18 protein-coding genes are annotated in these 18,758 nt (G+C 51.4%); 5 read left to right on the plus strand and 13 right to left on the minus strand.

Annotated features, from left to right (window positions below; translation table 11 throughout):
• Positions 1-18 precede the first annotated feature (18 nt).
• Positions 19-2,577 carry an aminopeptidase N gene (gene pepN, locus BQ5456_RS00555; RefSeq protein ID WP_071128287.1) on the plus strand — a complete coding sequence of 853 codons (2,559 nt, stop codon included), beginning with the start codon at positions 19-21 and terminating at the stop codon, positions 2,575-2,577.
• Positions 2,578-2,716: 139 nt separating this feature from the next.
• On the opposite strand, the gene BQ5456_RS00560 is transcribed toward pepN, so the two are convergent.
• From BQ5456_RS00560 to BQ5456_RS00580, 5 genes are all read right to left on the minus strand, one after another.
• Positions 2,717-5,788, minus strand: coding sequence for an error-prone DNA polymerase (locus BQ5456_RS00560; protein WP_071128288.1), 3,072 nt, complete (start codon positions 5,786-5,788; stop codon positions 2,717-2,719).
• Positions 5,785-7,359 (minus strand): Y-family DNA polymerase, encoded by a 1,575-nt coding sequence (locus BQ5456_RS00565; RefSeq protein WP_071128289.1) that lies wholly within the window; start codon positions 7,357-7,359, stop codon positions 5,785-5,787. Before BQ5456_RS00565 ends, BQ5456_RS00560 begins: the two co-directional genes overlap by 4 nt.
• 100 nt (positions 7,360-7,459) lie before the next feature.
• A complete protein-coding gene (locus BQ5456_RS00570) occupies positions 7,460-7,945 on the minus strand; it encodes a hypothetical protein (RefSeq protein WP_071128290.1) in 486 nt (161 codons plus the stop codon).
• Between the two features lie 117 nt (positions 7,946-8,062).
• The gene (locus tag BQ5456_RS00575) at positions 8,063-8,341 is read right to left on the minus strand and encodes a type II toxin-antitoxin system YafQ family toxin (protein ID WP_071128291.1); all 279 of its coding nucleotides are present in this window, start codon (positions 8,339-8,341) and stop codon (positions 8,063-8,065) included.
• Positions 8,341-8,622 (minus strand): type II toxin-antitoxin system RelB/DinJ family antitoxin, encoded by a 282-nt coding sequence (locus BQ5456_RS00580; RefSeq protein ID WP_071128292.1) that lies wholly within the window; start codon positions 8,620-8,622, stop codon positions 8,341-8,343. The genes BQ5456_RS00575 and BQ5456_RS00580 overlap by 1 nt, the downstream gene beginning before the upstream one ends.
• Positions 8,623-8,977: 355 nt before the next feature.
• Between BQ5456_RS00580 and BQ5456_RS00585 the strand changes: the two genes are divergently transcribed.
• Together BQ5456_RS00585 and BQ5456_RS00590 are read left to right on the plus strand one after the other, a co-directional pair.
• Positions 8,978-9,451, plus strand: coding sequence for a LytTR family DNA-binding domain-containing protein (locus tag BQ5456_RS00585; protein ID WP_071128293.1), 474 nt, complete (start codon positions 8,978-8,980; stop codon positions 9,449-9,451).
• Between the two features lie 42 nt (positions 9,452-9,493).
• Positions 9,494-9,937: a DUF3021 domain-containing protein gene (locus BQ5456_RS00590; RefSeq protein WP_071128294.1), complete on the plus strand. Its 444-nt coding sequence runs from the start codon at positions 9,494-9,496 to the stop codon at positions 9,935-9,937.
• Positions 9,938-10,077: 140 nt separating this feature from the next.
• On the opposite strand, the gene BQ5456_RS00595 is transcribed toward BQ5456_RS00590, so the two are convergent.
• Entirely contained in the window at positions 10,078-10,899 is an 822-nt protein-coding gene (locus BQ5456_RS00595) for a hypothetical protein (protein ID WP_071128295.1), read from the minus strand.
• Positions 10,900-11,086: 187 nt separating this feature from the next.
• Complete coding sequence (locus BQ5456_RS00600) at positions 11,087-12,457, minus strand: ADP-ribosylglycohydrolase family protein (protein WP_071128296.1); 1,371 nt, start codon at positions 12,455-12,457, stop codon at positions 11,087-11,089.
• 352 nt (positions 12,458-12,809) lie between these two features.
• Here BQ5456_RS00600 and BQ5456_RS00605 point away from each other — a divergent pair, with 352 nt between their 5' ends.
• Positions 12,810-13,652, plus strand: a complete 843-nt coding sequence (locus BQ5456_RS00605; protein WP_071128297.1) for a helix-turn-helix domain-containing protein — start codon at positions 12,810-12,812, stop codon at positions 13,650-13,652.
• Here BQ5456_RS00605 and BQ5456_RS00610 read toward each other — a convergent pair.
• Entirely contained in the window at positions 13,649-14,716 is a 1,068-nt protein-coding gene (locus BQ5456_RS00610; RefSeq protein WP_205407830.1) for a DUF6262 family protein, read from the minus strand. The two genes, BQ5456_RS00605 and BQ5456_RS00610, sit on opposite strands and share 4 nt — an antisense overlap.
• Positions 14,717-14,741: 25 nt before the next feature.
• Between BQ5456_RS00610 and BQ5456_RS00615 the strand changes: the two genes are divergently transcribed.
• Positions 14,742-15,050: a DDE-type integrase/transposase/recombinase gene (locus BQ5456_RS00615; protein WP_071128298.1), complete on the plus strand. Its 309-nt coding sequence runs from the start codon at positions 14,742-14,744 to the stop codon at positions 15,048-15,050.
• A 293-nt stretch (positions 15,051-15,343) separates the two neighbouring features.
• Here the strand turns inward: BQ5456_RS00615 and BQ5456_RS00620 are convergent, their stop codons facing one another.
• From BQ5456_RS00620 to BQ5456_RS00640, 5 genes are all read right to left on the minus strand, one after another.
• A complete protein-coding gene (locus BQ5456_RS00620; protein ID WP_143036995.1) occupies positions 15,344-15,898 on the minus strand; it encodes a globin family protein in 555 nt (184 codons plus the stop codon).
• A gap of 180 nt (positions 15,899-16,078) precedes the next feature.
• Positions 16,079-16,828 (minus strand): hypothetical protein, encoded by a 750-nt coding sequence (locus BQ5456_RS00625; protein ID WP_071128300.1) that lies wholly within the window; start codon positions 16,826-16,828, stop codon positions 16,079-16,081.
• 284 nt (positions 16,829-17,112) lie between these two features.
• A complete protein-coding gene (locus BQ5456_RS00630) occupies positions 17,113-17,625 on the minus strand; it encodes a hypothetical protein (protein WP_071128301.1) in 513 nt (170 codons plus the stop codon).
• A 3-nt stretch (positions 17,626-17,628) separates the two neighbouring features.
• Positions 17,629-18,378 carry an ImmA/IrrE family metallo-endopeptidase gene (locus BQ5456_RS00635; RefSeq protein WP_071128302.1) on the minus strand — a complete coding sequence of 250 codons (750 nt, stop codon included), beginning with the start codon at positions 18,376-18,378 and terminating at the stop codon, positions 17,629-17,631.
• On the minus strand, positions 18,375-18,707 hold the full coding sequence (locus BQ5456_RS00640) for a helix-turn-helix domain-containing protein (protein WP_071128303.1): 333 nt from the start codon (positions 18,705-18,707) through the stop codon (positions 18,375-18,377). The genes BQ5456_RS00635 and BQ5456_RS00640 overlap by 4 nt, the downstream gene beginning before the upstream one ends.
• Between the last annotated feature and the right edge of the window lie 51 nt (positions 18,708-18,758).

Genomic DNA, 18,758 nt, shown 5'->3' on the forward strand with positions numbered 1-18,758 from the left:
TTAAAAACAGGAGAGGATATGCCGGGTACAAATCTGACGAAGATTGAGGCACAAGAGCGTAAGAACGTTATCGGAAAAGTCGCTTACACCGTCCAGGTGGAGCTATCGGAAAGCGGAGAAACTTTTCCTTCCCGCACGGTGATTGATTTTGAGGCTAAAGCCGGAGCCAGCACTTTCGTAGATTTAATCGCCCCGGAAGTGGTCTCTATCGAGTTAAACGGCCAAGATTTGGGTACCGATTGTTACCGCGACAGCCGGATTGAACTAAGCAATTTAGCGGAAAACAACCGCTTGGAAGTGGTGGCTAACTGCGCTTATATGCATACCGGCGAGGGTGCGCATCGCTTTACTGATCCTGCTGATGGTCTCACCTATGTTTATACCCAGTTTGAGGTGCCGGATGCCCGGCGAGTGTTTGCCTGTTTTGAACAGCCCGACTTGAAAGCCACCTATCAATTCTCGGTGACAGTACCGGAAAGCTGGACGGTGCTATCCAATATGGATACTCCCTCTCCGCAGGCTTTGAAGGTGGAGCGGGCTGGAGATTCCCAGCGGCACCGTTTTGATTTCCCGGAAACTCCCCTGATTTCGACCTATATTACTGCCTTGGTGGCAGGCCCTTACCATAGCGTCAAATCTGTACTTACCAGTATCGATGGACGCACTATTCCCTTGGGGGTATATTGCCGGCAATCGCTAGCGAAATATCTGGACGCAGATTTTGTTTTAGAGCAAACGGTTGCGGGTTTCCGTTTTTACGAGTCCCGTTACGCTCGCCCCTACCCCTTCACCAAGTATGACCAGATTTTCGTTCCCGAATACAACGCGGGGGCGATGGAAAACGCCGGTTGTATTACTTTCCGGGATGAATATATTTTCCGCACCAAACCCTCCGGGGCGCAGTTAGAGCAGCTCACCAACACGATTCTGCATGAGCTCGCCCACATGTGGTTCGGCGATTTAGTGACTATGAAATGGTGGGATGACCTGTGGCTAAACGAATCTTTCGCCGAATTCATGTCCTATTGGTGCATGGCGGAAGGAACTCGTTTTAGTGACGCCTGGACCGGGTTCACGATGCGTAAAGTGTGGGGGGTCAACTGTGACCAGCTGCCCACCACCCACCCGATTGTGGCGCCTATATCCGACTTGGCGGATGTAGAAGTTAACTTCGATGGCATCACCTATTCCAAGGGCGCCTGCGTGCTGCGCCAACTGGTTGCCTACGTGGGCGGCGGAAACTTCTTGCTGGCGCTACGTAACTATTTCGCCAGCCACGAATATTCCAATGCTACTTTGGCGGATTTCCTGGGGGAACTGGAAAAAACTAGCGAACGCAACCTGGACGAATGGAGTAAGGTGTGGCTGCTAGAGGCAGGAATTACCCAGCTAGAATCGCAAATTGAACGCGATAAGGACGGACAGGTCACCAGTTTTGAAATTATTCAGTCCCTGCCGCAAGAAGGAACCAGTTTGCGTCCGCACGCTACCACCGTGGGCGCTTATGATTTTGATGCCCGCGGGAAACTGGTGCTGGCGCGCCGGGCGAGCGTGGATGTTAAAGGCGAGGTAACTGCAGTCCCCGGTTTGGTGGGAACTAAGCATGACGTATATGTGCTTAACGACCAGGATTTAGCCTATGCGAAGATTCGTTTCGATGCGGACTCTTGGGAGGTAATCCGCACGCGGGTTGGCGATTTCGAGGATTCTCTGCCGCGGGCAGTGATTATGTGTGCCGCCTGGGATATGGTGCGCGACGGCGATTTGAGTGCTTCGAAGTACCTGGATATGGCGTTGGAAGCCCTCAAACACGAAACTAATTCTTCCGTGTTGAACGGGATTTTGCGACATACGCAAGGGGCGCTCGCCTATTATGCTGCCGACCCTGATAGTGCGCATCGCCTACTGGCACCGGCGCTTTTTGCTTTGGCCGAGGACGCGGAAGCGGGCTCGGATCGGCAGCGCCAGTTAGTGCGGGCATTCTTGCAGGTTGCGGGAGCTAAAGAAGCCCCGGAAATCAACCGTTGGTACGAGGAAGGCAATGTACTCGAAGGAGTCAGTGTCGATACCGATTTACGTTGGGATATGCTCTTTGCCCTGGCGGCTAATGGGCAGACCGACGAAGATATGATCCGCAAAATGGAGGAAAGCGACGACACGATTACCGGTCGCGAGAATGCTTTCTTGGCGCGCGCCGCACTGCCGGGTCGGGAAAACAAGACGCAGTGGGCGCAGCGGGTTCTGGAAGACACTAGCCTCACCAATGGGCAGATTGATGCCTTGACCGTGGGGATTGCGCGTTCTTTGTGGCTGCAACCAGCCGATGCCGCCGATATGATCGAGCCCTATTTTGCGGCGTTGAACGATATTTGGTCCTCCCGCACTATGCATATGGCAGAGTCCTTGGTCGGCGGGCTTTACCCCTTAGCCGTGCAAAGCCGGGAAGGCTTCGATCTGGTGGAGCGGACTGAGCGTTGGCTCGCAGAGAACCCGGATGCCGATAAGGCGCTGCGCCGCCTGGTGCTAGAAGAACTCGATGGGGCGCGACGTTCTCGTCACGCCCGTACCGGTAAATAACAGTACCGCTCCTGCCGTTTTGGCTATCCTGGCAGCTACTTTCCTCACCCAAAGACGCGGGTAACAGTTCTTTTGGGCAGGAAGGTAGCTGATTAGGGGCGGATAGCTAGGGGCGGGGCTTACTTTGATGCTGCCTCCCCTAGCGAAAGTCCCGGGATTTGCTTTCTACCGGCAGGTTTAACGGCTCGATTTTATCTGCCAGCAGAGCTAAGGCGCCGTCTTTAGCTTGCAGAACTCCCCGCACGATGAGGGCGTTTTGACTGAGGGCGAGGCGGCGGTAACGCTGCCAGCAACCAACCTGGCAGATCACGTTTACCAGCCCGGTTTCGTCTTCTAAAGATAAAAACACTACTCCTTTGGCGGTGTGGGGACGTTGGCGATGCGTAACTAGCCCCGCGCACCGGATACGTTTGCCCGCTAAAGCTGGGCGCAGCTGAGCGGCTGGAAGGATTCCGCGGCGGGTAAGATCTGGTCGCACCAGCTTCGTGGGGTACCCCCATAGGCTAATTCCCAGGGCAGAGCTATCCCATTTTACTTGTTCCCCGGTGGCTAAAGGCGCGAAGTTAGGTGTCGCCTCGCTGAGGGCTAGCCCCGGCAGTTCTGGCTGGTAAAAGTGGTTTTGCGAGGAAGATAAGAGGGGTGCGCGCCAGAGACCTTCGCGGCGGGTGATCCCCAGGGAAGACAGCGCACCCGAGCCAGCCAGCAGTTCTAGCGCCGAAGTGGGCAGGCGGACGCGGGAAGTAAAATCCTCCAGGGTTTTAAAGGAACCAGCTTCGCGGGCATGCAAGATGTTTTCTATCCATACCGGGCGCATCCCGCGGATCTCCGCTAGCCCCAGGTTTAGGGAGGTCAGCCCCTCCCCGGGAACGGAATCTTTCTGGGAGGTGTTCACGTCTGGGCGTAAGATTTTTATTCCGTGGCGGCGGGCGTCAGAGATTAACGATTGCGGGGAATAAAAACCCATCGGCTGGTTAGCAAGGATCGCGGCGTAAAAAACCGCGGGATAATAGGCTTTTAGCCAGGCGGAGGCATACACCAGGTAAGCGAAGGAAAAAGCGTGGGATTCTGGGAAACCAAATTCGGCGAAGCCAGACATCTGCGCCCAGATTTTTTCTTGTATCGGCAGCGGGATCTGGTTCTTTTCCATGCCCCGAAAAAACTCGGCGCGCAAATCAGCCAGGTGCTCCCCCGGGATTTTGCGTCCCATCGCCCGGCGCAGGTTATCTGATTGGGAACCGTTAAACCCGGCGGCGTCTTTGGCGATCCGCATTAGTTGTTCTTGAAAAAGCGGCACCCCTAAGGTGCGTTCCAGGGCGGGTTTTAGCAGCGGATGCAGGTAGGTGACTTTTTCACGCCCTAAGCGGCGCGCCAAATAGGGGTTTACGGCTTGCCCTTGGATCGGGCCGGGGCGAATCAATGCCACTTCGATTACCAGGTCATAGAAGCATTTAGGTTTCAGGCGCGGCAAAGTAGACATTTGGGCGCGGGACTCGACCTGGAAAACCCCGACGGTATCGGCTGCCTGTAATAGCTGGTAGACGCGGGGATCTTCCGGGGGTAAGTTATGTAGGCGCCAGGGCTCTCCGGAGGGTGATTTTTCGCCCCGTGCCTGCAAAGTTTCAAAAGCAGTGCGCAGCGCCCCCATCATCCCCAGGGAGAGTAAATCGATTTTCACTAACCCGGCTTCGGCGCAGCTATCTTTATCCCATTGCACCACGGTGCGCCCCGGCATATTCGCCCAGTTAATCGCGGACACTTCGGTAAGCGGCTTATCGGAAAGCACCATGCCCCCGCAGTGAATCCCCAGGTGACGCGGAAGTTTTTGTAGCTGTCCCGCTATTTTTCGTACGTTTTCCGGTAAAGAGTTCCCGTCTAGCCGCGCCCATTTCGCGGCGGTCTTGGCGTCATATCCGAGGGCGCGGGAGGCGTCTTTTAGCGCGGCTCGCGGGCGATAAGTAATCACATTAGCCACTTGAGCGGCATTTTCCCGGCCATATTTGTTATAGACGTGCTGCAGCACTTTTTCGCGTTGATTAGATTCGATATCTAGGTCTATATCGGGCAGATCTTTGCGGTCGGGGGTTAAAAAACGGTCGAATAGCATCTGGTGGCGCACCGCATCTACCGCGGTGATTCCCAGGCAGTAACAGACCGCCGAGTTGGCGGCGGAGCCGCGTCCTTGCACGTAAATACCGGAGGAAAAACAGTAGTCAACTATTTCTTTCACAATCAGGAAATACCCGGAGAATCCTTTTTGGAAAATCACTTTCAATTCTTGCCGAATTGTGTCTGCCGCTTTTTCCGGCACCGGATCCCCGTAGCGGCTACGCGCTCCCTGCCAGGAAAGCTGCTCTAGGTAGGAGTCGGCGCTATATCCGGGCGGCACCCGGGCTAAAGGCAGATGCGGCTCGGGGGTAGAAAAATCAAAAATCAGATCTTTTCCGATTGCGGCAGCATTTTCGAGGGCGTGGGGAATCTGCTGGTAGATACGGCGCAGTTGTTCTGGAGACCGCAACATGGCGTGGGAGGCGGGGAGGTGGTCTTGGACTTTATCTAGGGGCAGGCGGTGGCGGGTGGCAGTCATAACGTCTGCCAGGCGCTGACTGGCGGGGTCAGCGCAGCGGGCAGCGCTGGTGGCTACTAAGGGTAGCTTGGTTTTGCGCGCCAAGTGATCTAGTTGCGCCGCTAGACGCTCTTCCCCATCGAAACCAGCTAAGGCGGCCTCTACCACAACGTTTTCTGCCCCAAACATCTCTTTTAGTTGCTCAAGGAAGCGAGCTGCCGCCGCGATTCCGGAGCGGTAAAGTACGCGCCGCAGCGGTCCGGCGCGGGTGCCGGTTAATACTAGCCACTGCCCTTTCGCCCAGGAGGCTAGTGCGTCCAGATTTTGTCGGTCTGCCTCCCGCCTACCAGCAGCTAGATGATGGGCGCTGATCGCCCCAGTTAAAGCAGAATACCCCTGGTCAGATCGGCAAATCACCGGCAGATGGGTTTCGTTCTCTAAAGTAAATTCGCATCCCGGCAAAAAAGCGAGACCGGCTTTGCGAGCAGCGGCGCGCGCCTCCATCAACCCGTAAACTCCGTCATAATCAAGTAGCGCTAGGCCAGATAGCCCCAGCTTTTTCGCCCCGCGTACCATTTCGCGCGGCGAACACGCCCCCACTGCAAAGGAATATGCCGAATGGGCGTGCAACTCGATATAGCCGCTCATTTTTGCCCCTCCCAGGCATCTAACCACCAGGAGGATTTGCGGAACACCAGCAGTAAGGTTTCTTGCTCGCCGTAGACTCGCAGGAAAATTCGGGGACCTAGGTGATTGGGAACCCCGGGGCGCCACCACTGTCCATTTATCGGCCAAGGCCCCTCGGTTTTCTGCACCTCGATTTTCCGTCCGGCTACCTGCACCCATTTGACCGGGGATTTTAGCTGTCCGTCTCGTCCGGGCAGAATTTTCCGGCCGCGACTATCGATAATTCCCGCCGGTTTGGGGTGCATGAAAACTATTTCCGGTGCCACCCCGGTAAGCGCCCCGACTCTAGGGCGCGGCCGCTTTTGCCTCCCCCGCTCTTGCCAAGGTTTCAGTTCAATCACTGAACGCGGATCATATCCACTGGTTAATTGAGGTACCCGCACCCCGCATTTACCTAATAAAGAGCTGGCACTGCGGGCTGCCTGCTCGACTTCCTGGGGAGGATCGGCGTTCCTACCCCAAAGCGGGGTCATCGCCTGTCGGGCATCTACCGCCCGCAAGGGATGCAGCTCGATCTGGGAGACCGCCCCTAGGGCTTCGCTGCCGCTACCTCCAACCGTAACCGCTTCTAACTGGTATTTTATCCTCTCTACTAGGTCTTTGCTGCTAACCTCTACCCCCAGGTTCCAGCTGCGGCTAAGTAATTTCCCGTTTTCACAGCGGCAAATAAACTGCACCTGGGTGCACACCTGCCCGCTCGCGCGCAGGCGGGCATACATTTCCACCACTAACGCCCGGGCGGGCAGTAACAGCTGGGTAAGGGAGCTGGCGGGCGGGGTGAAGAATTGGTAGAGACCGGGTGAGGCGGGCGCGGTTTTCACCCGGGCAGCCTCCTCTAGGTTTTCCCCGCTCGCTAAGTCGTAACTAATCGCTCCCAGGGTGCCGAAACGACGGATTAATGCCGGGCGTCCCAGGGCGCACATTTGCCCCAAACTGGTGATTCCCAAATGGGTTAGGCTGTCTGTCATTTTTGTTAGGTAGTGGTCGGAGAAATCGAATCCGCTTATTTTTATCCCCGGACGTAAGAAAAATCCCAGGCTACTTAGGGGCTCTGCGCTAAGAAGAGGCTTTACCCCAGAATCAGAAACCAGTAGCTGTTCGCGGGCAGCTAGACACGCCGCCAAAGTACCCCGAGCAATCCCGATCTGCACCGCGAACCCTACCTGCGCTAACTGTTCGGTTAGTTCTGCGGCCAGGGCGGATTCTGCGTGGCGCTGACTGCGACTTAAAGCGGCGGTCACCAGCCCCGGAAACCAGCTCTTGGGGGCATATAGTTGCTGGGCTGCGACCTCGATAACCGGTTGAAACGCTAGTTCCGCCTCTGCCAGCGAGTAGGATTTTTCTTTCAGGGAGGGGCAGAGGACGCGCGCTTGCTTTAGTCGCATCTGCGGCCTTATTCCGGCGGCGCGTGCCGGAGCCGTGACTGCCTGCACCCGCCCGCCACTGCACAGCGCCACCGCTTCATCTAGGGGAAGTTTGGCGGCTTGGGCTGGCCACTCGGGGATATAGAGGGCTAGCAATCTATCGTTCATCGCGCCCTCCTCGCCTTAATCGGGATAGCTGAGAGAAAGCGAAACAGCAGGTACAAACTTAATAACGCCGGTAGCGTGGTTGCAGAGCGCAGAGTATCCATCAGGCACTCACCTTTATAGCGGTTGCTACCCCAGGGGAACTTGTAGCAGGCAGGGCGCTAGCTTCTAGGGAGATAGCGCCCGCCCAGGCCGGCGCAGACAAGATTACGCAGCCGGAGCGGCGTGCTTTCGCGGTTAAGATCCGTTGTTGCTGCGGGCCATAATCTACCATCCCGATAGCCAGGACTGCCGCGCAGGGGACGAAAAGTTGGGCGCATGCCAGGGCGCTGCCGCCGGTATAGGGAATGGTGATTACCCGCCTTAAGTCCAGGCCGATTTGCCAGGCACGCTGCCAGCCTAAATCCGGAAAGTCTAGGAACACTGCCCAGCCGCTCTCCCCCATTTTTTCGGCGGCCATCTCTAGCAGCCCAGCTCCGCCCGCTACTTTTTGATAAGCGCTAGCCAGCGGCTTTGGGATGCGAGACTGCATCCCCAAAACCTGGCGCGCCTTTTCCAGGCGCTGCAACTGAGCCAACTTATCGAACATACGTTCGATTATAGGGAGCCTCCCCCGATTTGTCACCCCTTTTTCCGGAATCAGTTTTGAGGTAGGAATGGGGTTATAAGTAAAGGGGAAAAGACATTTTAGGTGCGGACATTTCCCTTAAAAAAGGTCTGAGTGACTTCCGGTTGCAACTAGGGACAGCACCAGCACGTCGTCTTGCTTGTAGTAAATCAGCAACCAGTCTGGTTCAATATGACACTCTCGATATTTTACCCAGTTACCCGTTAGCGCATGGTCTCGACATTTTTCCGGTAAAGGAGTACCGCTTGCCAGAAGGTCAACGATCCTCTCTAGTTTTCCAAGGTCTTTTCCCCGCTTTTTAGCAATTTTCAGTTGTTTGCGAAACTGCGAGGAGTATTTAATGGCATAGTGCGCCATTAGTCGTCCTCACTAAGAGCGGCAGCAAATGCTTCACGGGCACTTGCATAGCCGGGAACGCGAGGATCTTTGGCAATCTGTTCCGCCTCTAACATGGCGGCAATCGTCTCCCTATTGGGGTTGCCTAGTTGAATCTGAAAAGGAATGGCACGCTCGCGGATAGCTTGCCGCACGAAAACGTTAAACGCGGTAGAAATATTCATTCCCATCTCGTTAAACAGCTGATCCGCCTCTTTTTTCAAGGCTGCATCCATACGAATACTGATATTTGCTGTAGCCACAAAAGACCTCCTTTTACGTACATAGTATGCTAGACGCACGAATAAATCAATACTTTTCATGACAGAAGTAGTATTTAGAAATTACAGATAAACCCGGTAGCGTCTTCACTACAACGACTGCACGTAAGATCCCAAGGACGGAAGGAACCACGGACACTTTCTGGGCAAGAAAATCTACCTTTGAGGGCGGGCGGGAGCCTAGAAATCTGCCCGCTTGGCACGGGTTTTATGCCGCTTAGTTCAGATTACTTGTACTACCGGCAATGAGGCTTTTAACTGTAAGTACCAGATACGCAAGCACTCGCGTTTTGCTGATTATCGCCGGTAAGTGCGAGAGGAAAGGAGTCGGAACGGAATGAAATTCACGCTCACGATTGATCCCACCGTAACCGAAACTATCGTGACGGTAACGGCGCGGGAGGTCGACGCTGAGGTGCAAGCGATCCAAAGGCTCGCCTCCGGTAGCCTAGATAGCTCCTCCTCCCCCGCAGTCGAGCGCCCGCTTCGCCGCCTCATCGGGACAAGCGGCAATGACGCCACGGTGCTGGAAGTGCGCTCGATACTCGCGTTCTTTACTAAAAAGAAAGTGGTGTATGCCCACACCAGTAACGGTGATTGGCGAATTAAAACCCGAATGTATGAACTCGAAGAATCTCTACCTGCAGGCGATTTCGTACGTATTTCGCAATCAGAAATCGTCAATATTGCCGCGATCAAAAAACTTGATCTTTCTTTCTCGGGAACGATCAGTGTGCAGCTAAAAGATGGCTCTCGCTATTACGTTTCCCGCCGGCAACTTCCAGCTTTTAAATCCAAACTCGGACTCTAACCCCCGCAGAAAACCTCTAACTCATACGAAAGGATAAAACCCATGAAAACTAAAAAAATAGTTGATCTCACCCTGGTAGGGGCTTGCATTGGAATCATTATCGGCACCAGTATTGAACTTATTTTCTCTTCTCTTTCCTCCTCTAGCTATTACCCTGGAGCTCCAGAATTCTTAAATACTTTTGGTAACGAAAACGTGGCAGTACTAATTGAGCGGCTTATTTATGCAGCCTACGGCATCATTGGTAGCTTCGCGGGGTTGCTTTACCGTAACGAAACCCGACCGCTTATCCTCAATACCGCCATGCATTTCGGGATCATACTTATCTGCGGGATTGCTGCTGGCAGCTACCTTAAATGGTGGGGCTCTAGCTTCGATATGATCGGAGTAATCATCACAATAGCGCTTATCTATCTGCTGATTTGGCTGTTTAATTGGTTAATGGCTCGCGCCGAAGTCAAAAAGATGAACCAAAAACTGCAATAAAGCCCTCCCGGATTCCCGTTTACTCAAATGGGTAAACGGGAAAATCTAAAGCAGAGAATATGGTTTTAGACGCCACTAAACCAGGCGGGGCTAGGCGGGGTATTCAATCTAGCGAGAAAACGATTAACGATTCTTAGCGGCTACTCGTTTTGTAGCTGCTCTATATATTGAGCCATTAGCTCACGGCGGAGATCAATGCGGCTTGTCATTTCTGCCATCAACTCACGCCATTCTTCCATTGAGGTCGGATTTTTGTTAGGCAACATTTTAGGTTTGTTTTCTTGGTCGAGCCATTCGTTGAGAAACAGCCTATCGCCGCTCTCTCTGCTTTTCTCAACTAAGGTATGAAATGGTGTTCCAACATCGCAATTCTTGCACATAAGTGGGTCTTCAAAATTGAAATAGTCAAAGTAATAACCCAAAGTTCGATCCCAATAATCTTCAGTACAGGTTGCCCGAGCGGAGTTAAATCCGTCGGGCACAATAATCAGATTCGCAGAAGTGTATGCAGATCGGATGAATTTTTGAAGTACCTCATCTCCCCAGAACTTTCGAAAGTTCTGTTTATCAGGTTCTTTTTCCATATCTTCGAGGAGAATCGGCGCATAGGTGTTATATCCACCAACACCGTCTTTTACTCTTTTTGGGAAAAAATTCCGCAATTCATCATTCTCATTAACGAAAAGGATTAACCCTTTTCGGAAAGTAGTAGCCACTGAACACATCCAATCACCTTGGACGATTATTGCTTGTTCAGCACTGGAATTTTTTTCTCCGCGCACTTTGGCATTTAAATCTCCTAAAAGATCATCCCATATATACCGATAGAAATCTCGGGCTCCCTTAGAAGAATCAGGATCCTTAACTTTCTTCCCGTCATTATCTTTCAGTACATCAATTTTGTACTCAAGCCACGTGCGGACGTGTTTCTCACTCGGTTCTTCAGAAAGTGTGGGGTCCAATAAAAAACATTTAAGGTCAAAAAATCGGTCATAACACCACCTTAATAGTCGGTATACAAATCCGGAAGATGTTTGCACTAATGCCCCCAGGGAGCCCCCGGACTTTAGAAATGTTCCCGAAGCTGCGCGACTACAATGACCCTCGACCGGGCGGCTAGGCGCGACCACAAGCAGCGCATTTATCGGTCTACCCGGGATAGAAGCTGCGATCTATTTGTTGGAAGCGTTCGGCTACTTTTTCGAGGTAGTCGCGGCCTTTCAGCTTGGCTAACCATTCAGCAGGGATCGCCTTTTCTCCGTAGGCGGCACCCGCAACTGTCCCGGTTAGGCCGGCGTAGGCGGCGCTGTCCCCTCCGAAACTGACGGCGGTTTCGATGGCTTCGCTAAAAGAATTGGTGTGCAAAAGTGAATAGAGGACGATTTCTAGGGTGTCCACCACGTCGCTAGCGGGATGCAAGTCTGCTGGCGTTAGCGCTAAGAAGTTGGGGCTCAAAATTCGTTTATGCATCGAAATGGCTTTTTGCCACTGCGAGTCATCATGCCGGTAATAGTGGAAAAGGATTTGTGAAGTTTTTCGATAGGCCTGCTCAATACTTTCACCAGCAAGAATAAACCGGAGGAATTCACAAAAGTAGAGGCAAGATAACTGGGAGACATCATTGGCGTGAGTTAATGACGCAGCCTCGCAGACTAAATCGGAGCCCCAATCGCAGATTATGCGCCGGTCAAGCCACAGACTCAGTACATGGAGCAGCAGAGGAAAAGTTCGCCGCAGCGCCTCGTTGTCGCGTACTCGAGTGTCTGCTGATTTCAGATCCGGCTGTACGCTCTGGAAACGCTCTGAGGCGGCTAATAATTTTTTTGCTACGTCTCTTGGGCTATATAACTCGCAATAGTCGCTGCTATTTCGGATAAAAGATTCCATCATGGCTGCTGCCCTGGCAGTATCTGCGTCCCAAGAACCGGTAGAAATACCTGCTGCTGACGCCCCGTAGGCCTCCCCTACTGCTGCCCCGAGCAGTATCGCCCGCGTCTGTTCTAGGGTGGGTGGAGAGGTTGTCGTCCAATCGGGATGGGCTAGGCTGTCGTAGCAGTCTCTGGCTTTGTCAACCTCGATTGTCTTTAGCGCCTTCGCCAGTGACCCAGGATCGTAAGGTCCCCAAAAATAGGGCGTGCAGGTTCTACTATCCGGAGACCGATAGCAAAGACTCCATTTGTCCAGATCGGGATGGTAGTGAAGGTTGCAATCTGCGCGCTCAATAATTTCGACCTGGCTAGCGTCACTTTTTGCTTTTTCGGCCACCCAAACATCAACTAGGGTTTGCGATCCCTGCAGCTTTATCTTTCGCTGCGGAAAACGGGGACGATACTCCGTTATCGCCACGTGCTGATTCAAAACTTCAATATCGATACAGTAGTGGTCTTGTTTTTCCGGAGGAATCCGGGTTTGCGCCCACCGTTTAATCTCCCTGAGGTCTGCAATCGGGATCCTGGTTGGGCGAAACCCGGTTCTATACCCCAAATCTTTCCAAAATTTTCGCCACCAAGATGGATACATACTCAAAATCCTAAAACCCGCCCCACCCAAAGCGGCGGGAAGTTTCCGGAATAGCTAAGTTTTTGCCGTCTTGACGCCACTAAACGCCTGAACCGTTAGCGCTGAAGACAGGCGACGAAAGAAGGCGATCATCAGTTTCTTACGGGGGAAAACCAGAGAAGTTCTCGCACGCACAATTCAATTGATACTACATTAACAAACCTCGCCAAGGGGACTTGAAATGCCTGCACCATTGCGAACTCCACCCATCTGCAAAGCTTATCGCGAGACAAGATCTTGAGGTTTCAAAGAATACCTTAATATCAGATATTCCAATTTGGGATACTTGCGTTGCGGCACGCAGAATTAATCGATGGGTGAAACTATCCGCACGATCGGTGAAGCTGTTCGAATCATACGAACAGGGTCTGAGATGACTCAGGAAACACTAGCTGCCAAGCTGGGTCAGCCCCAATCTCTTGTAAGCAAAATTGAAGCAGGCGAACGAAGCGTCAGTGTCGATGAGCTGTGGGCGCTAGCTCGCGCGCTAGATTGCGAAGTGGGCACGCTACTGAATCATATGACCGGACTCAACTCAATACTTGACAGGCTTGAGATCAGTGAATCCGAGTTCACGGAACTTGTAGACAGCAACCCTTCATTGCGTGGAATGGTGTTAGGCTACGCGGCGGAGGTAAAGTTCCGTCGACTGTTCCTTAGCGGCCGAGATGACACAATCTCCTGGAAAGACGATGACCATGATCGAGAAAAGAAAGGCGATCGGCGACTTAAATATAAAGGTCAGGAAATAGTAGTAGAAGTAAAGTCTCTACAAACAAAAACGGTCAAGTTTGACCAAGACAGAGGGATATGGACTGGCAAGAGCCAAGTCGACGGTTCTGATCGTCGATTGGTCGAGTTTTCAGATGGAACTAAACGGGACACCACCCTCTTACTTCGGGGAGAGTTCGACATCCTGGCTGTAAACTGCTTCGCTTTCGGAGACGCTTGGAGGTTTGTCTTTGCGTTGAACAAAGATCTAAAACTCTCAACGTATAAGAAGTACACAAGCGCCCAGCGCTCTGAGCTTCTCGCGTCCATGCAGGATGTTTCGTGGCCCCCGAAACATCCGTTCACCTCTGATTGGGACGAGATCCTTGAACGCGCGTATAAGGAGCATCAACCACCACCTCGCTCGGACGTGATTGGCGATTAGGTCTTTTTGCTTCGAATCCTCTTAACCTCTGACTTGATAAATATCAGGAAGTAAGAATGGTTCTTTCTAGCGTGTACTTGCTTCTTAACTCGGGTTACCCCAGCCTTGTTGGTTCGCATTAGTACGAATAGATCTTTGCAGTAAAAGCCTATTTCTGAACAATCGTTGATAATCTCGACATGAGTCAACCACTGTTTATTTGCGGAAACCTCATCCTGGCATTTCACGATAAACACGCCCCCCGGACGCAAAGTTCTATAAGCCTCAAGGGAGGCGTAATAATAAAGATCCCTCACCGCAGCATGCCATTTCGGTGTAGGTCTTCCATCGGGTCGCTCCCATCGTGCCGAGTTCTCGTTCCCATTGGAGTAATACTCCCTAAATGATGAATGCGATCCTTTACCCGCCTTATGGCTAACGTTGTCTCGGAGCAGACCTTCCATGTAGGGCGGGTCAAGTACAAGCGCATCTAGGAAGTCGTCGGAATAAGGGAGCGCACGACAGTCGACTCCCATAGAAATATCAGTTGCCAAAAGCTCATACCGCGTGAGGTCAACTTTTGACCAAAACACGCCTCCGCCATAAGTTACGTCGGCAATACGCGAGCCGTCTGGTACAAACAAATTCAGAATCTTAGGGAAGAGTTCGGCATTGCCCCCCTGATGAGCGCTCATCAATACATTTGATGTGGCTACACCTCCCTGTACTCGCTTGGATGGCGTGGCCAGCTCAAAAAGTACGTCTGAGTGACTTGCCTTGAGCGAGCTAACCTCTTTTTCGATCGCAGTAACGCGTGTCTCAAGAGATTCGGCGGTAAATTTAGCTTCCTTCTTTTGTAGCTCAACCGCAGTCTTTATTGCCTCTGGCAAACCTTCACAGTTGTATGTAAACCAAGGGCTGACCTCTGCCCGGCGAGCTACTCCCGCGTGAGTGATTCGGGTGCCGTCGTTCAACATAGATTTCAAAGCTGACAGCACCGCTTCGCGTTTCTTCTTTGAGACTTCACGTCGCGCCCTAGCCAGTCGTTCAGCTTTTTTTGACACGTCATTCTTATTGTCACTCACGTCCCTAACGCTATCATGGAGAAGTATGTGCCACAAACCTTTCGTTCGAGTTATTAATGCACCCTCAAACGGAGACATTGTCAGCAGCGAAACTGAAGCTCGCAAGGGTGCTATCAACGTCGATAAAATCTCCGAAGCGTTAGAGCAGGCTATCATGAACGCTAAAGAGCACCTGTCTGGCTTGGTCCACCACTCAGATCACGAATCTCAGTACACGAATATTACCTATAATGACAAACTCGCTCACTGGGAAATCAATCCCTCCACCGGCAGTGTGGGAGATAGCTACGATAACGCGCTAGCCGAAGCGATCAACGACCTATATAAGAGCTAGCCGATCTATTCACAATCATGGGCTTCTTTAACCCAGGTCGAGTTCGCCACCATGAACTGAGTCCACTGGGGGAGCAACCACCGCCTACACGAGGCACTCGGATACAGAACCCCTAGCGAGATAATCACCAGCTATAATCAAAAATGGGTCACCGAATTGACCCCCGTATAAGAAGCGGAACAAAAGCCAGTACGCTTAACATCGACCCGGCCACAGCACAAACGAACGGTACTATCGATTTAACTCTCAGGGATGGAACCTCACTAGATGCTAATTTACAGAAAGCATCAATATCAATAAGTCGGGAGCGCCATATTCAATGCCGCTTTCTTATCCTTTTCATCAAGAATAAGATTATCGGGTAGAGGGACTTGCCAGGTACCTACTGCTATAAAGGTCTTTTGCGCATAGGGAGCAATAACAAACTCTTCATCAAGATCAATAATTACGAATTCCTCTTTATTTCTAATCCCTTGGATTACAAGAGGTTTATCCGTCGGATTAACAATGGCGAAGGTATTCTTTCCAGTTTTTTCAATATGTGGTCGCTGTGTTTGAGGATCCGAAATTTCTATTGAATAAAAGCCCGAAGTGAGCGCTTCAGAAATGGACTTGAGTTGCGCTGAATGTTCTCTAAAAATCGCGGTTTGCGCATCCATAGTTTCAAGACGTTGTCGCGCTAAGCTAGCTGATTCTGTAGCTAGTTTTTCGGCATGCTCTGCCATCTTGCGCTCCCGCGCTGATTCTTTCTTAGCCTTTCGTGAATACTGCGCCTGATAGTAGGCAAAGCCCCCAGCAAGCATTGACAGTACGGCCGTGCCGGCAGATATCCATGAACTCCAATCCACTCTATTTAACCCCCCTATCAGTTATCAACATGGAATAACGTCATTATCAAGCTTTACTAATCTGACTTTCAATCAACAAGACCAAGTCTGTATAGGTAAGAATCTAAAAGCGGCAAAGCAAACCGTGTAGCGCATTCCTCAAACAACATGTAATCATATTAAAATTCCTTGCACCTACCTTTAGCTCGGATCCGCCGCTGCCTCGTCTACTATTTCCACCTCAACCTGCTCAGTTGCTTTAGGTTGAAGATGATCCCAATTTTCGGGTGCCTCACCCAAAACTTTTTTGGTAGAACGCACGATGAAGTAACCGAAAGTAGCGTTTCCGACCGCTCCCACTATCGCCCCCAACCCCAAGGGGATTTGTTTACCTAAGACCAGCATACCTTCTCTAGTTCCATATTTAGTGATGAAGCGCGGACCGAGCGCCTTATTCGCGGTCTGAATAGCCCCCATCGGTATCTTGTTAATAATCGTTTTACTCCAGTAGGGAACCGATTTTTTGCCCAAGGCTTGAGTGGCTGCAGTCACCCCGGAATTCCCTAAGAAAGCAGTCATAACCAAAAATCGCCTTCGTTCAATATCTTCGACATCCACGCCATAAATCTCAGCCATAGTAAGCACATACCAAACTGAAGATTCTAAGAAAGCAAGCAAGTCGGCTAGAGCGAATGATCCCTGAACTGCGCCGTTGGGAACAGCAGCCGCAACACCTGCACCGGTGCCAGAGGCAGTGACCGTTCCCAGATAGGTATTATTTAAAAACTTAATGAGTTGTTCCGGGGATTTATCGGGATGAACGCGCCGGAGGCGCGACACAGTACTCACTGCAACCGGTTGCTGTACTCGCAACGCAGTGGTGACACCATTTGTAGCCCATTCGCGCATCGCCCCAACATCGAAGCGTTTCTCAATTTTTTTGTTGTTCATTCCCGCTCTCGGTCATGCCATCTCCTCTTTGTAAAATATGGCTTCTACGCCATCGCGTAAATAATGGGCAGGCCGCCAAACTGACCGGTATAAATCGGGGAATCGATCTGATGCGACTACTGGAATCTCCTCCGGGAAGAATCCACTAACAGTTTAGTAGCTAAAACCTAGCTAATGCTTCGGATTTCCGCGACTATTTTTATTCATTTACCGATTCCCGATTATCACAAAGCAAGCAAAGCCTAAAGCCCAAGTCGGAAGGGTAATCAGCAAGGTTCGGAACGTTAAAGAATATGGCGGCCTTGTGCCCTAAGCTGTGCAAGAATATCTGCTCCTTCCTGCGAAGAAATCAGCCCATTCTTTTCTAATAGCTCCAGAAGTCTACTAGTTCCGAAAGTACCCCTAATTTCTTCCTGCTTCTGTGCAAGTGTTATCGCATCTTTATCGTCACTTACAAATAAAACAGTTTCACCAGGAGTGTAACGACAAACGATAATGGCTAGGGTTTCCGCTTCTCCTAGATTGTCCGTGTTACCGTCATGCCCAGGGGTATCGAAATAACTTTTAAATACCTGAGTTTGAGCGAGCTCACTGGGATTGGGCATATCAACAGTAAAGAAGACCTCTTGCACCTGTGATAATAAATCTTGCTGATCACGCAAAAGATACTGGACTTCTCGCATTACCGTAGGCGCTAAGCGAAGCTTATCTCCAAAAATCTGCTTTATACGAGGGAGTAGATCCACCAAAGCTAAAGAATAAACAGTACAGGCATCATGGAAAAATAGCGCAGCCAAGATTTATTGCTCCAGCAGTTCAAGAACCTCGTCTGCCGACAGCATCTCGGGTGTCTCCCGTGCAGATTCCTCCGCAGTTGTGGCAGTATTTTGCACCCCAAGAGCCCACTCATAGGTCCCAGCGGGTGCTTTCCCACTATTTACTTGTTCGTAGAGCTTAGCAAGCAGATGCGCAGGAAATCTTTGCGCACCCGATAAACTGGCACGGCGCTGCACATCACTCCAGATAAGCCCGATTTCTTTTAGATGTTTACCTAGGAATTTTTGGGTGACTATTGTTTTCTCGTCCTCAAAAAGAAAATCTGGGGTAGGTAAGTCAAACTTATTGAGCCGATTCACCAAAGCCGCAACTGACACCCCCCAATCCCACAAAAACTTAGCGAACCTTGCCGGTTCAGCTTTGCCCTCTACCAGCCTTTCAACCTGTACTTTCGGCATCAATAAGTCGGCAGCAAAACGATTAGCACCTCGTTCCTGCTCTGATATTTCATCGTCCCGCTTAATCGTAGTGTCGTTAGCTATATGCCCGATTTCGTGGGCAATCGCAAATACTTGCCTAAACCAGTTATCTGTTCTAGGAACCACAATCACCGGACGAGAAGCTAAAGATAAACAGGTACCGCCCGCTTTGAGTCCAATCTGCACCACGTCGATCTCAAGGCGCTCTTCAACTTGGGAAGAAAAATCAATCTCAATTCTCCCCCCAAGAAGCCCCAAGACTTGTTCCGGGGTCTTTCCTTCCAAAGTGCTCATCGATATGCCTGCTTATAGACCAAGGCGATAGTACGGAAAACCTCCAGATCCTCCTGGTTATGCCGGTATTCTTTGGCTTCCTCATCCCATTCGTGGCGGGCGGCAACATCTTTCGGCACCCAATAAGGGTCAGAGCCGGTAATTAACCAATCCAGAGAAACATCCAAAATAGTCGCGATTTCCGCAATCTCGCCAGCGCTAACTTTGCGGCTACCGCTAATCACCCGGCTTAGTCTAGCCTGATCCCAATCCAGCTTTTCCGCCAACGCCTTTTGGCTAAGACCGCTAGCTTTGCAAGCGCTTCCAATCCGCTCTCCGATAGTTTCCATCTCTAACACCTCCGCTCTATACGCCCAGCATAAACGAGCACTAGCGAAAAT

Origin of the sequence: Varibaculum massiliense (assembly GCF_900106855.1) — a bacterium.
Lineage (GTDB): Bacteria > Actinomycetota > Actinomycetes > Actinomycetales > Actinomycetaceae > Varibaculum > Varibaculum massiliense.